General features: G+C 47.6%; 14 protein-coding genes. 3 read left to right on the forward strand and 11 right to left on the reverse strand.

Translation table 11 applies throughout. The features are described 5' to 3' along the window. Positions 1–2,031: a sensor histidine kinase gene (locus ARB69_RS05220; RefSeq protein WP_055151637.1), complete on the forward strand. Its 2,031-nt coding sequence runs from the start codon at positions 1–3 to the stop codon at positions 2,029–2,031. A gap of 137 nt (positions 2,032–2,168) precedes the next feature. Here ARB69_RS05220 and pcp read toward each other — a convergent pair whose 3' ends face one another. The 6 genes from pcp to ARB69_RS05250 all read right to left on the reverse strand — a co-directional run bounded on the left by pcp (position 2,169) and on the right by ARB69_RS05250 (position 7,468). After that, on the reverse strand, positions 2,169–2,813 hold the full coding sequence (gene pcp / locus ARB69_RS05225; RefSeq protein WP_050639416.1) for a pyroglutamyl-peptidase I: 645 nt from the start codon (positions 2,811–2,813) through the stop codon (positions 2,169–2,171). Positions 2,814–2,838: 25 nt separating this feature from the next. Beyond that, positions 2,839–3,834 carry a peptidase gene (locus ARB69_RS05230; protein ID WP_242857537.1) on the reverse strand — a complete coding sequence of 332 codons (996 nt, stop codon included), beginning with the start codon at positions 3,832–3,834 and terminating at the stop codon, positions 2,839–2,841. A 62-nt stretch (positions 3,835–3,896) separates the two neighbouring features. After that, the gene (locus ARB69_RS05235) at positions 3,897–4,844 is read right to left on the reverse strand and encodes a DUF979 domain-containing protein (protein ID WP_055151639.1); all 948 of its coding nucleotides are present in this window, start codon (positions 4,842–4,844) and stop codon (positions 3,897–3,899) included. A gap of 15 nt (positions 4,845–4,859) precedes the next feature. Next, positions 4,860–5,540 carry a DUF969 domain-containing protein gene (locus ARB69_RS05240; RefSeq protein ID WP_055151643.1) on the reverse strand — a complete coding sequence of 227 codons (681 nt, stop codon included), beginning with the start codon at positions 5,538–5,540 and terminating at the stop codon, positions 4,860–4,862. Positions 5,541–5,904: 364 nt separating this feature from the next. Beyond that, the gene (locus ARB69_RS05245) at positions 5,905–6,498 is read right to left on the reverse strand and encodes a VanZ family protein (RefSeq protein ID WP_055151646.1); all 594 of its coding nucleotides are present in this window, start codon (positions 6,496–6,498) and stop codon (positions 5,905–5,907) included. A gap of 136 nt (positions 6,499–6,634) precedes the next feature. Then, a complete protein-coding gene (locus ARB69_RS05250) occupies positions 6,635–7,468 on the reverse strand; it encodes a MerR family transcriptional regulator (protein WP_055151649.1) in 834 nt (277 codons plus the stop codon). A gap of 138 nt (positions 7,469–7,606) precedes the next feature. On the opposite strand from ARB69_RS05250, the gene ARB69_RS05255 reads away from it, so the two are divergent. Continuing rightward, the gene (locus tag ARB69_RS05255) at positions 7,607–8,971 is read left to right on the forward strand and encodes an MATE family efflux transporter (RefSeq protein WP_050639411.1); all 1,365 of its coding nucleotides are present in this window, start codon (positions 7,607–7,609) and stop codon (positions 8,969–8,971) included. 27 nt (positions 8,972–8,998) lie between these two features. On the opposite strand, the gene ARB69_RS05260 is transcribed toward ARB69_RS05255, so the two are convergent. The 4 genes from ARB69_RS05260 to ARB69_RS05275 form a co-directional block, all read right to left on the reverse strand. Further along, positions 8,999–9,232 (reverse strand): diguanylate cyclase domain-containing protein, encoded by a 234-nt coding sequence (locus ARB69_RS05260; RefSeq protein WP_055151652.1) that lies wholly within the window; start codon positions 9,230–9,232, stop codon positions 8,999–9,001. A 49-nt stretch (positions 9,233–9,281) separates the two neighbouring features. Further along, positions 9,282–9,680: a hypothetical protein gene (locus tag ARB69_RS05265; protein WP_055151655.1), complete on the reverse strand. Its 399-nt coding sequence runs from the start codon at positions 9,678–9,680 to the stop codon at positions 9,282–9,284. A gap of 199 nt (positions 9,681–9,879) precedes the next feature. Beyond that, positions 9,880–12,033, reverse strand: a complete 2,154-nt coding sequence (feoB, locus tag ARB69_RS05270) for a ferrous iron transport protein B (RefSeq protein WP_207643111.1) — start codon at positions 12,031–12,033, stop codon at positions 9,880–9,882. Between the two features lies 1 nt (position 12,034). Beyond that, complete coding sequence (locus ARB69_RS05275; RefSeq protein ID WP_055151662.1) at positions 12,035–12,280, reverse strand: FeoA family protein; 246 nt, start codon at positions 12,278–12,280, stop codon at positions 12,035–12,037. Positions 12,281–12,427: 147 nt separating this feature from the next. On the opposite strand from ARB69_RS05275, the gene ARB69_RS05280 reads away from it, so the two are divergent. Then, entirely contained in the window at positions 12,428–12,868 is a 441-nt protein-coding gene (locus ARB69_RS05280; RefSeq protein ID WP_082202781.1) for a metal-dependent transcriptional regulator, read from the forward strand. Here ARB69_RS05280 and ARB69_RS05285 read toward each other — a convergent pair. Beyond that, complete coding sequence (locus ARB69_RS05285; protein ID WP_050639405.1) at positions 12,820–13,869, reverse strand: aromatic acid exporter family protein; 1,050 nt, start codon at positions 13,867–13,869, stop codon at positions 12,820–12,822. The genes ARB69_RS05280 and ARB69_RS05285 overlap by 49 nt on opposite strands. Positions 13,870–13,914 lie beyond the last annotated feature (45 nt).

Raw genomic sequence — 13,914 nt, forward strand, 5'->3', positions numbered from 1 at the left:
ATGAATCATAAAAAGTTTTACCAAAAAATTAAGGCAGCCTTCCTGATGCCGCAGGCGGAGGCCCTGTCCCAGGTCCACAGCGGAAAGAAGGCTCTTGCGGCATCACTGCTGGTTCTTTTTATCTCCCTTGCCGGAATCGGAGCGCTCTTTTCTCTCACATTCCGCTGGGATAATAAATATACCTACACAGGAAATACCCTGCATGTTCTTGCGGAAGGCTGGGAGTTCTATCCTGATCTCAGCCTGGACGAGAACTGGAATGACAATGATGCGGTTTTTAACAGCCCTAAAGTCATCACCATTGGTCAATATGGAAATTTTAAATCTTTCCATCCCGATGCATCGCCCTTCGGTACCGCCGTTTATCGAAAACAGCTGTACCTTGAGCCGGCAGCAGAAGGATGGCTTTTAGAACTGCCGGAAATATATTCTGCAAGTAAAATATATGTGAACGGAGAGCTCTTGCTTTCCTATGGCAGTTTGTCCGAAAACCACTATCGTGTCCATGTACAGAACGCCCTGGTTTCCCTGCCTTCCGGCAGCGTAGAAATTGTGATACAGGCCTCCAATTACTCTCATTACTACAGTGGAGTCGTCTATCCGCCTGTTTTAGGCCAGACCGATACGGTAACAAGCCTTGTAATCGGCAGGCTTATATTTTTTGCGTTCCTTTGCTTTTTTACACTGGGCTGTGCAGCCGTTTCCTTTACCGTATGGTTCCGCAGGCAGACAGATACCCTGTACGCAGCTTATGGGGTTTTATGCCTCTGTTTTTCCGTACACATTTGTTATCCGCTCATACACTGGCTGGGTATTCATCTGGGCAGGCTTTCTTATGTTATTGAGGATACTGCCTATTTTGGTATTCTCGTATGTATGACCGTACTGACTTACCGCCTGGCCGGCTCTGTATGGAACCGGAAGGTTTACATTGCCTGTTATACATTTTCCATAGCTATGGCTGCTTTTCCAATGCTGGCTTTTTACATACTTTTCCCTCTGTTTCCGCAGTTCATCGCCGTGTACAGCCAGATCATCGCTTTATCCAAGCTTGTAATGAGTACCTACTTGATTCTGGCCGCGTTTCTGGGTACACTGCAGCAGCCGCAGCATGTCTGGCTTTTGAGTGGCAATGCAGTATTCGGATTTGGTATTTTGGTGGATTATCTCACCGCCGGCCGCTATGAACCGGTGCGTTTCGGATGGCAGACGGAATATTGCGGTTTTGTTATGGTGGCCTTATTCACCGTGCTCATCTCTGACTATAACCGCAGAGCGCTGATCCAGCGCCAGTATCTGACGGAACATCTGCAGGATGAGGTGGAGAGAAAAACGGCTTACCTGACCGCTATGATGGAGGAACGCAAGCAGTTTCTCTCTGCTGTAGCCCATGACCTGAAAGCACCCGTAGCGGCAATCAATACCTATATAGATTACATGAAAAGCAGCGGGATTGGGTTAGACGAAGAACTGCAGCATTATCTGGATGTGATCGACCATAAATCCTCACAGATCCAGAATAATGTACAGAGCCTTCAGTTATTTCATACGGAAACTTCTCACAAGGGTTCGGCCGAACATCTGGACTGCAGTGAATTTCTCCGGTATGTATACACGGAAACCCTGCCTTACGCCGATGCAAACGGGATCTACTACCATCTGGAACTGCCTCCTCAGACATGCACGATATACTGCCACAGAGAAAATCTGTTCCGGGCTTTTGAGAATCTGGTTATGAATGCCACCGAGCATACGCCTATGGAGGGATCTATGACGCTCTCTGCCGCGTATACGAAGGATTCCGCAGAGATTACGTTCAAAGACAGCGGAGTAGGAATTAACCCGGATCACCTTCCCAAGATCTTCAATTATGAATTCAGTACGAAAAGAAATCCCGGACTGCGCGGGCTTGGGCTTTATTTTACAAAGATCAGCATAGAAGAATATGGAGGTACTATAACCGTTGAATCACAGCCTGGGGAGGGTACCGCATTTCATATCAGCTTTCCGCTGTCTGAGGTTCGCCTATAAACATAGCCAAAGTGTGCAAGCCTATCTCAACTCCTAAAGCCCTCATGAGTAAGGGGTAAGAAGTTGAGATAGGCTTGCACACTTTGTCCGAAACCGCCTTCTCCCAATACTTCACAATGCTTTTTACTTTTATGCGTTTAATGCGTCTCCCCCATAATCGTCCTGACATCTTCCCGGTTCTCCACCACGGCTTCCACCGCCCCCTCAATGGCCCGTGCAATCGTCTCAGCCGACATGCTCGGCGTCCCGTCCGGCAGGTCAGTTACCTGCTCGGGCAAAAATGGCACGTGTATAAATCCGCCCCTGATCTCCGGATATTTCTTATCTATCATATACAGCAGGCGGTACATGACGTCATTGCATACATAGGTTCCCGCTGTATAAGATATTTTTGCCGGTATCCCTCTCTCCCGGATGCGCTCCACCATTGCCTTTACCGGAACCGTTGCAAAATACGCATTCTCCCCGTCTTCACAGACCGGCTCGTCAAAAGGCTGCTGCCCGTCATTATCCGGGATTCTGGCTTCGATCAGATTAATGGCCACCTTCTCTACCGAGATTCCGGAACGTCCTCCGGCTTGTCCGATACAGATGACGGCATCGGGCCTGTGCCTGCGGATTCCTTCCTCCAGTATTTCACCTTCCCGGTAAAAAACTGTTGGGATTTCCATCTTAATTACTTCTGCACTCCCAATGATATCCGGCAGTAGTTTTACCGCTTCATAGGCCGGATTGATGCTTGCCCCTCCGAAAGGGTCAAATCCTGTAATTAATACTCTCATATCTTTCCTCCTGCTATTTGGAATTTTATAGGATATGCGGTTCCGGTATAATGATCTTTCCCCGTTCTATGATCATCCGGTTATCCGCATAGATATCCGGTTTATGCGCCACCAGGTCAAAATGCCCGTTCGCCTCATGTAGCCCGCCCAGGGCAATGTTCCGCCCCACACCGATGTGAAATGTTCCATAGGCAGACTCATCTTCAATATAACATTTTCCCCTGCACTTTGCATAGGAATTCAGGCCAATTCCCAATTCCGACGCCACATAAATTCCGGGGTCTTTAAAATCCTCCATATATGCTTTCAGCTTCTTTCCGCTGGCATTCATTTCCATCTCCTGAATGCGCCCCTCTTTTATACTGATCTTAAATGGCTCTTCCACTCTTCCGATATACCCCAGCGAGCCATCCGGTATCAGGACCCCTTCGGTCTTTGTCTCTTCAATCGGAACGTACACCTCAATGCTGGCGGATGAGAATCCTTTGCCGTCCCGCACCACTCCATTAAAAAACCCCGCGGTTCTGTTTCTCTTATACAACTTAAGGTCTGTCCCCCTCTTTGTCTTCACCTGGATCACAGAGGAGGAATTCAGATATTTCATGATAATGCCTGCCATCATTTTGCTCTTCTTTGTGTCCATGCCCATAAAACGGTATGAGAGCATTGATTTTTCATTATTGGTCGCCAGAGGCAGGGACAGAAACTTGCTTCCCCTGTTTATCGCCCTTTTAGCCGCCTTTGTGGTAACAAGAGAATAGTCTGTGGCTCCGATTACGGCCCGGTAACCATCAAATACCTTTTCGTGGCGGTCAAAAAATACGCCTACATGCTTCCCTCGTCTTTCCACCACCATCAGATCTACAGACTTTGCCCGTTTGTGGGCGCAGTACCTCAGCGCTTTTGCCTCTTCCAGATGATTTTCGCTTGTCACAATCATGAGTTTTTCCCATGGTTTCAGGCGCAGCCAGTCTTTTATAACAATCATAGCGCCCCGTTCTATTTTCCGGTAATCCTGCATAACCGTTTCCTTCCTCTATATCATTTCAATGCTCTTAGAGCCTGCACTTCTTATTTTTACCCTTATTTCATGAAAATCATATAGAAAACCTGAAATACAAATATGAGTGCCGCAGGCAGCAGCTGGCATTTGATTACGCCAAAACGGTCTTTCATGTCCAGCATCGCCACGGGTACCACATTAAAATTTGCGGCCATGGGTGTACAGAGTGTTCCGCAGAATCCGCATGACAATGCCAGTATTCCTATGACGGCAGGATCTGCACCATATTGCAGGACGAACGGCGCGCCGATTCCAACTGTCATCACGGTAATGGCTGCAAAGGCATTTCCCATAATCATGGTAAACAATGCCATCCCGGCTGCAAATACTATAATTCCCGCATTTACATTGCCCATGGGAATCAATCCGCCGACGAGACCGGCTATCACACCCCCTACGCCTGCCTCGGTAAAAACCGCGCCCAGGCTTGCAAGGAGCATCGGCAGCATACTTAAAGGCCCTACCGTTGAGAGGAGGCGCTCAGAATCCCGCAAAAAAACCGCAGGCCGGTTCTCCCTGGAAAGCAGCATGAGTATCATAACCGACGCCACAATGCCCGCACCCACTCCTACGATTGCGCCAAGATCGGGGAGGAAGATGGCAAAAAGAATGGCAAAGACACCGATGGACAGAGCCGGGATAAAGATTTTCATTCCGATGGTCCGGTACTTTTCATTGGTATATTCCTCTGTCAGTGGTTGGATTTTTCCAATCTTTACTTTTTTCAGGATGGCCGGTATGGTCATCAGGATAATCAGAGCTCCGTTTATAGCCGGCGGGATCCAGCGCCCAAACGCCAGCACCGCTCCAAGAGCGCACCAGAACAACCCGGTTCCAAACCGGGAGGGATTCTCCTTATCCAAGGCATTTTTGATTCCGGTATAGAAAGTAATCAGGCCCATAATTATATAGATGATTTCCAGGAGTTTTGTGCCCAGTGTCACGTCCTGGCTGGTAAAAAATGTCATGATGCGCCTTCCTCCTTACTTTTTATCCCCATAATATTTTTTGTACAATTTCCTGTCTTTCAGAAAATAGTAGACAATCCCCGTTATGATTGCAAAGATTCCGACCGGTATTTCTACCTTTGCCAAATCAAGCAGGGAAACCTGGTATCCCAGGGTTTCCAGTGTGGACTGCACCAGCAGGGCGCCCGAACCCCCGACAAACAGCACCTGGCAGAAAAACCATGCAATATTCTCCATGCCGGAGGCCATTCCCTTTAACTGCTCTACGTGCTCTTCTGCCGGTTCCTTTCCCTGTGCTTCCACTGCACCGATTGCCATGGGCATCACGATTGGCCTTACGAACCCGGCAACCCCGCCGAAGCTGACATTAAACGCGGCAAATATCCCCCGCATGATCCCGTAAGCTCCAATGACCGCCCCGGCAGATGCATTCTTAATCCTGCCGATCAGACTGGCAGCCGCGGGCTTCAGACCGTTGCGCTCTAAAGTTCCGGTTACCAGCATAATTAGAATGAAAATTGCCATATTCCGGTTCGCAGTAAAACTGGTTCCTAACGTCTCCAAAAGCCCGGTTACTCCCAGGTTTCCTACTAAAGCTGTGACAATTGCAGCAATTAATATAATCAGTATCGAATCCAGTCTTAACGCAAATCCAATGATAACAATTAATATTCCTGACAGTTTTATCAGTTCCATATATAGCCTCCTTTGGCATACAGACAACGCATACGCCCCGATTTCAGTTGTATCAAGCGCAGGAGTGTACCTGGTCATTCGCGGGCCTGTTAAGAACGATGCTCCGACAGGCATAATAAATGGTCTGACACACTCAGGCGCTTTATCATTATATTTTGGGTCTATTGGTTAATTTTTACTCGGGTTTCCGTAATTATTTTTAATCTGTCTGCCGGACTTGTGCACAGAAATTTCCTATATCACATTAGGGTGCCATAAGATTCATTTAAAAGAATCTTTTGACACCCTAATTCTATAAGATAAAAATAAGCCTCAAAAACCAGTGGATTTTTGAGACTTACACTTCCTCATTATAAAATTGTTTCTAATACTCTCTACGGTTGCCGCGCCTTCTGTACCGCTGCTCCTCTTCACGCGCTCTCTGCCGTTCTCTTTTCCGTTCCCATCGGCGGCGCTCCCGCTCCATCGTCCGCACAGGAGCCAATATCGTCCAGCAGCAGATGCGCACTGCCATGATTCCAAAGAACACTCCGATGCTGTCGATTCCCACGTCCTTCACGGACGGACCTCTCCCGTCCACAAAGGACTGATGATACTCATCCCCGCAGGCAAAGCCTACACAGATCAGCCCAGCTACCAGCATAAGGCCAAAGCCCCGCAGGCCGTATACATAAAACGGCAGTGATACCGCAACTGCCAGTATAAAGTATTCTGTCATATGCGCAATCTTCCTCACCGGATATTCGATCTCGTATGCTTTCTCATCGATCTCCCATTCCTCCATATTCTTCTGCAGGACTTCATTCCCGATTTCCACAATCTTATGGCTCACGGAATAACTCAGATTGCCCGAATCCGTTCCGCTCTGCGCTGAAAAACTGAAGATCACATACATCATGATCAGTGCCGGTAAAAACGACAGCGGTTTTAATATCAATAAAATGCACCTTTTTAACATTACAAATCACATCCTTATATATGTAGTAAAAAGTATTTTACTATCATACGCTGATATGGGAATAAAATCAACCTCTTGTGAGCGACTTTCATATTACCTGGATACCTAAAGGTAACCGTTCATGACTCTGCAGAGGTTACCGGCAGCCTCCGCCTGCACCGTCGATTCTGCAGGACACTCTTGTGACATATTCCTCCTCCGTCTTTTGTGTAAGTCCATCCAGCTGATAATCCTCATAACAGCCTCCGCATAACGTAAGGCCCGCCGACTCTGCATATGCCAGCATTCTTTCGTAAGCCTCATTAAGCGTCTGCCAGTGCCCTACATGATAAGCCGCCAGATACGTGCCCGCAGGCCTTTTTACACACCCGGCGCCGGGGATATTGCGCTCTGTAACCACGTATGCTTTTTCATAGCTGTTGTATAACCCTTCTTTAATACAATCTAACGGCTGCATATAACCAATTCCCCTTACGCCTTTGATGCCAAACGAATCACACATGTCGAGAAGCCTCCCGGTCTCCATGGCCCAGATCTTTTCATCTGCAGTATCCACCCTGACAGACACTTCATAAACTGCAGGCATCTCCAATAATTCCACCGCTTCTGTATCGATCGTTTCCGTTTCCTTAATCAGCTTCCGTTTCCCGATAATCCATTCTTTTGTCCTTTTTAGCCTTTTTTCCTTCTGCTCCACAATTTGCTGCTCTTTGTCCAGCAGTTCAAGCAGCGTCCCCGGGGATCTTCTGTCCAGGTATTCCCGAATCTCACTCAGTGGCATATCCAGATCCTTTAATGTGTAAATCACATCAAATACCTCAATCTGCGCCATCGAATAATACCGGTACCCATTTTCACCCTTTTTCTCGGGCCGGAAAAGGCCGATCTCATCATAATGGAAGAGTGTATGCTTAGTAACTCCCACGATCTTGGCAAACTCCCCCGCCGTTAATATCCTGCTATTCTCCATGTGATTCCCCTCCCGCACGCATTTACAGTTGTTTGTTTAAAAATTTTAATATAATTTTAATTTCAGCTTGACTATCGTGTTACCCTATACTTTATCATAACATATGCTGAAAAAAATTCATAGAAAGGATGATTTATAATGTCATTATCAATTGCTAAAGATTTCCGCTTTTTTTCGCTGCTCAGATTTGCTCTTCCGACTATGATTATGATGGTTTTTACCTCTTTATATACAATAGTTGACGGGATTTTCATTTCCCGATTTGTGGGGAGCAACGCACTGTCCTCTGCAAATATTGTCTTTCCGGTTATTAACCTGATTATAGCAGTAGGTGTCATGTTTGCCAGCGGCGGAAGCGCCCTCATTGCAAAAAAGTTAGGGGAGCACAAAGAAAAAGAGGCCAACCAGGACCTCTCATTAATTATTGCAACTTCTTTATTCTTAAGTGTGGTTATTCTGGCCGCAGGCACCCTTTTTCTGGAGCCTGTGGTACGGCTTCTCGGTTCAACAGATATTCTGGTTGCAGACTGTAAAGGCTATCTCGGGATGCTGCTGTTTTTTGCTCCGGCCTGTATCCTGCAGCTGCTCTTCCAGACCTTCTTTGTCACCGCAGGCAGGCCTCATCTTGGACTGATTCTGACCATTATGGGGGGTATCGTCAACATGATACTGGATTATGTGTTTATGGGGCCTCTGCAGATGGGAATCCAGGGAGCTGCACTGGCAACCGGCCTTGGGCAGGTCATCCCCGCTTTAGCCGGGCTGGTATACTTTTTTTCCGGAAAGAACACACTGCGCATTGTAAAACCGCACTTCAGCCTCTCAACACTGCTGAAGAGCTGCGCGAACGGTTCCTCTGAAATGGTCACGAATGTATCCACCGCAGTAGTTACCTTCCTGTTTAATATCGTAATGCTGCGTCTGCTGGGTGAAGCGGGGGTTGCCGCGATCACGATCGTGCTCTACGGACAGTTCCTTTTTAACGCGCTGTATTTCGGCTTTTCCATGGGAGTGGCGCCGGTGATCAGCTACAATTACGGGAGAAATAATATTTCTCTCCTGCAGAGAATCTTCAAAATATGTACCGGTTTTGTTGCCATATCCTCGCTGATTGCAACTGCAGTAGCGCTGGTATTATCCCCCTATATCGTGGAAATATTTACGCCTGCCGGTTCGCCGACCTATGAGATTGCTAAAACAGGATTTTTTCTGTTCTCATTTAACTTTATATTTGCAGGCATGAATATCTTCGCATCCGCCATGTTCACCGCATTTTCAGATGGACCGGTATCCGCGGCTATTTCCTTTGCCCGCACCTTTATCTTCATTGTAGCAAGTATCCTGCTGCTGCCCGAATTGCTGGGAGTTACCGGCGTATGGCTCTCTGTGCCTGCAGCGGAATGCGTTACACTTCTGCTTTCCTTCTTTTTCTTCTATACAAAGAGAAACAAATATCACTATATTGGAAAGAAGGAAGTACACGAATTTATAAAGGGTTTTTAACCAGTGAGGCAGCGAGGGCTTTGTGCCTTACTCTGCCTCTTTGCAATACACGGTATACCGGTTGCGCCCATTTTTCTTCGATTCATACAGAGCGGCATCCGCATTCTTATAAAACATCTCAAAGTCCGCCCCCTGCAGTACAGCCACGCCTATGCTGGCTGTAATCTGCCAGCGGTCATTTCCAACATGATGCAGCCGGCAGAGATCTCGGGACAGCTCCGCAGCCTTTTCCACCGCCCATTCCTTCCCGATATGCCTCATGAATCTGCCTTTCAGCTACAATCTGAAGAGCCTGGTCGTATGGTTTCCCTTAGGAGCTCCCATTTTTTCGAAATACTGCGCCGTTGCCTGGTTGGCCGGCCTGTTCTTGGTACCGCCTGATGGTCTCTATGTATTCCTTATTCGCAAGATGTTCCGCCTCTGTCGCAAGAAACTCCTTCAGCAGGCTGTCATTTGCCATGGTCAGAGAAATATTGACCGGCTTAGTAAATGCAGAATTCATCTGGTAGTATATCCCTTCCGACGTCAAAGTAGAAACCTGCTCGATATTCTCAAGGGAGGCACTATAATTGGCTCGGTAACTCAGTACCGCTGTCATCAGAAACCCTGCAATAATTACGACGCATATGAGTAAGTTCGTGCGCAGTAATATATTCTTTTTCATGCCGTTTCCGGATTTTTCTGCATTTGCCTGCGTATCTTGTGCCACTTCATTTTCCCTCCGCCATGTTTTCTTACTATTATACACTTAAATCTGTTCAAACAAAAGTGTTTGGAAGGGGGATAATTCTTTTTTGGGAACGCCGGAAAACCGGAACGGCTTGGGCGCCCGTAGGCGGCTGGAGGCTATTTCTTCATTTTACGCCCCAGCCGTAGACGAGCTGTTTTTCTTTCTTTTAAATACCTCCTTACAAAAAGCAGCCTCCGATTTGTGCCACTACAAAACATATGAGTATCCCTGCACAAGTCGGTATTGCCAGTGCCGCCAGCGTCCACTTCCAGCTTCCCGTTTCTTTTTTAATAGTCAGCAGTGTTGTGGAACAGGGCCAGTGCATAAGGGAAAAGAGCATGGTGCAGACTGCCGTGAGCCAGGTCCAGCCATGACTCACAAACAATGTTTTCATTTCTGCCAGGCTGTCAAATTCCACAAGGCTGCCCTGTGCCATATAGGCCATAATTATGATGGGCACAACAATCTCATTTGCCGGGAGCCCCAGGATAAAGGCGATCAGTATCACACCGTCCATTCCCAGCATTCTGGCAAACGGGTCCAGCATAGACGCACAATAATTCAAAAGGCTCGTATCTCCCACCATTATATTGGCCGCAGCCCAGATAAACAGCCCGGCAGGTGCGGCCACTACTACCGCACGGCCCAGCACAAACAGGGTTCTGTCAAAGATGGATCTGACAATCACTTTGCCCACCTGCGGCCTGCGGTAAGGCGGCAGTTCCAGCGTAAAGGACGAGGGCACGCCTTTTAGCACTGTTTTTGATAAAATCCAGGACACAAGAAATGTCATGGCTACACCAAGCAGGATAAACATAGTGATTAAAAACGCCGATAATAATGATGCACCTGCGCCTCCGGAAATCCCGGCAAAAAACATGGTTATAATTGCAATTAGTGTAGGAAAACGCCCATTGCAGGGCACAAAGCTGTTGGTTAATATTGCAATCATCCGCTCCCTGGGCGAGTCTATGATCCTGCATCCCACCACCCCTGCGGCATTACATCCGAATCCCATACACATAGTCAGTGCCTGTTTTCCACATGCACAGCATTTTTTGAAGGGTTTATCCAGATTATATGCAATTCTGGGCAGATAACCGGCGTCCTCCAACAGCGTAAACAGCGGAAAGAATATTGCCATTGGCGGAAGCATCACAGAGATAACCCATGCCAGCACTCTGTAAACCCCCAGGACCAGTATCCCATGCAGCCAGGCGGGCGCGCCTATAAGTCCAAACAGTTCCGTCAGTCTGTCCTGGATCCAGAACAGCCCCTTTGCCAGCATTTCAGAGGGATAGTTTGCTCCTGTTATGGTCAGCCACAGCACTGCCATCAGCAGCGCTGCCATCAGCGGATACCCCGCCCGCCTGCTGGTTAGAATACTGTCAATTTTCCGGTCCCGGCTGTCCGCATGTTCTTTTGTAAACGTCACAGCCTTTTCGCTGATTCGTTCCGCAATATACATGACCGATGATACAATCTCTTCCTCCAGCCGTTTCTTATCCATATTTTGATTGTACAGTAATTTTTGTGCCTCCGGAATCGCTTCCTTCAGGCAGCGTTCCTGACAGATGTTTCTATGCAGGTATCTGCGGATGCCTTCATCCAGCGCCTTGTCATAATCCAGCAGCCGCAGGGACAGCCATCTGCTGTTCAGACATCCATTGCAGGAGGATGCCGAGGGCATCTGTATTCCCTCCAGCACCGCATCCACCGCAGGCTCAAGCAGAGAAATCGCCTTTTCCAGCGTCCGGCAGTATGGAATAACATATCCTTCTGCAGCATTGCATCCCACAGAAGAAGCCTGAAGCTCCTGCCTGACGTTTTCGGCCTCCCGCATCATATGATCCATAGTCTCCAGCAGCTGATCTCTGCCCTTCCCCTCCCTTGCCACCATGCCGATGACCGGTACGCCCAGTTCCCGGGAAAGGGTATCCAGATTGACGTAAATTCCCTTCTTTTCTGCCTCATCCAGAAGGTTTACACAGACAATCACCTTTCTGGTGATTTCCAGAATCTGCAGGACGAGATTCAGATTCCGCTCCAGGCAGACAGCATCGCAGACCACAATAACCGCATCTGCGTCCCCAAAACAGATGAAATCCCGGGCAGCCTCTTCCTCAGCCGAATGGGCCAGCAGCGAGTACGTCCCCGGAATATCTACCATTTTATAAGAATATTCCTTAGTCTCACAATATCCCGAAGCGTTGGTAACCGTCTTTCCCGGCCAGTTTCCCGTATGCTGGTGCAGATTCGTCAGGTTGTTAAATACCGTGCTCTTCCCCACATTCGGATTGCCCGCTATGGCAATCACTTTTTCGCGCCCCATATCAGGCGCCTTCCAAAGTATGAACCAGGATATCCCCGCAGTCTTCCGAACGGATCGCAATCACCGCACCGCGGATTAAAAATGCCCCGGGATCCCCTCCGGGGCTCTTTCCCACACATTCAACCTTTGTTCCTCTGACCAGACCGATATCCAAAAGACGTCTGTGGATACTTCCATCTGACCTCAGCTCTCTGACAACCGCCTTCTCCCCCGGCTGTATATCGTTTAAACAGATCTCCTTTTTCATAAGCGCCACCGCCTTGTCATAGAATTTAGGATAAGGAAACTTTCTTTCCTGATTCTATAATATTAATTTTTCGGGATTCTGTGACACATTGGGGAATATATTTCGGATAGATATTAACTTTTTTATCTTAATAGGAGAAATGATATCATGGACAATAGAAATGATTTTTATACCCAAAAAGGATATGAACTGCATAACACAGACGATCTGACCGCATCTATGGAGGATTATCTGGAGATGATCTGCCGGATGCTAAAGGGACAGGATATCGTAAGAATCCAGGCACTGTCTGAGAATCTGCATGTAAAACCCTCCTCCGCATCGAAGATGGTTAACGCACTGAAGGAGAGGGGGTACATCTCTTTCCAGAAATACGGCTACCTGACCGCAACGCCCAAGGGGCTGGAGGTTGGGGAGTACCTGCTTTACCGGCACGATATACTGCACGAATTTCTGTGCCTGCTGAATCATTCAGAGAATGAACTCGAACAGGTGGAAAAAATTGAACATTATATTAACCGGGAAACGGTAGCAAATCTTCACCTGCTTTTGGAGCGTCTGAAATCCTCTACCTCTTTTTTCCAGTAAACGGCAAACTGCGTCTCGTCAATCCGCTCCACAAAATGCTGCTTATACTGCAGAAACTCTTCCAGATCCATTAGGATATGATAGAGCACCGCCCGGTTCTCAAACTCCTCTCTGCTGCCGGGGAGTTCCTGTGCCTTCATCTCCTCAGACAGCGCCGCCAGGCGTGCCAGCTGCTTTTCCGGCCGGTTCATCTCCTTGACAAAGTGTTTTAAATAGGAAATATAATCTGCCACAATAAAGGACTGCTTTGGAAGCGCCTTCAGCTTTTCCATCTCCTGATGCAGATGTTGAAGTGCCCCACACTGTTTTTCCCTCATTTCAAAATAGGCGCTGTAATAACTGGTATGGGCTCTGAAGGTGTTGTTTTGATACACATATGCCTGCTCTATAAAGTTCTCCAGTTTCCGTTCTAAAAGTTCCAGCTTCTCCCAAACAGTCTCCCTTCTGTCCCGGCTATATAAAAATGCAGCCAGTTCTCCCAGTATATCGGAAAATTCCTGCTCTGTATAACGCATATTTTCTATAATTCTGTTCCTCTGCCCTCCATTATTCTGAAACAGATTAACAAGGATGGCTATCGTGATCCCTAACAATACAATCAGAAATTCATTTGCAATAAAAGCAATCGAAAAGTTGCGTGTAGCCAAAAAGTGTGTGCCTATGACCGCATTTACGGATGCAGTTATCCTCCAGCCTACCCATTCGCTTATCAATACCAGTAAAAATATGAAGATTCCAAATGCAGCGCCGTCGCTTTTGATATGACTGAATACTAACCATGCCAGGACTGCCGCCAGAATAAAAGTCAGGATACGGGCAGCTGAGAGCCTGAGCGTTTCCCACTTTGTAGTCAGTATCGTAAGCAGCGTTACCATCCCCGCCGATGCGGCAAATTCCAGATGCAAAAGGGAAGCTGCATACATGGCGGCGCCGCTTCCCACTGCAATTCTTACTGCTTCTATCAGGACTGCACCTGTTTCTTTCTTCTTTCCCGGTTTCATAGAGTCTCCCCTTTAACGATTCCAACTTAGCATATGCTCAGTAAT

The sequence above is a fragment of the Faecalicatena contorta genome (genome assembly GCF_001404335.1).
GTDB lineage: Bacteria > Bacillota > Clostridia > Lachnospirales > Lachnospiraceae > Faecalicatena > Faecalicatena contortus_B.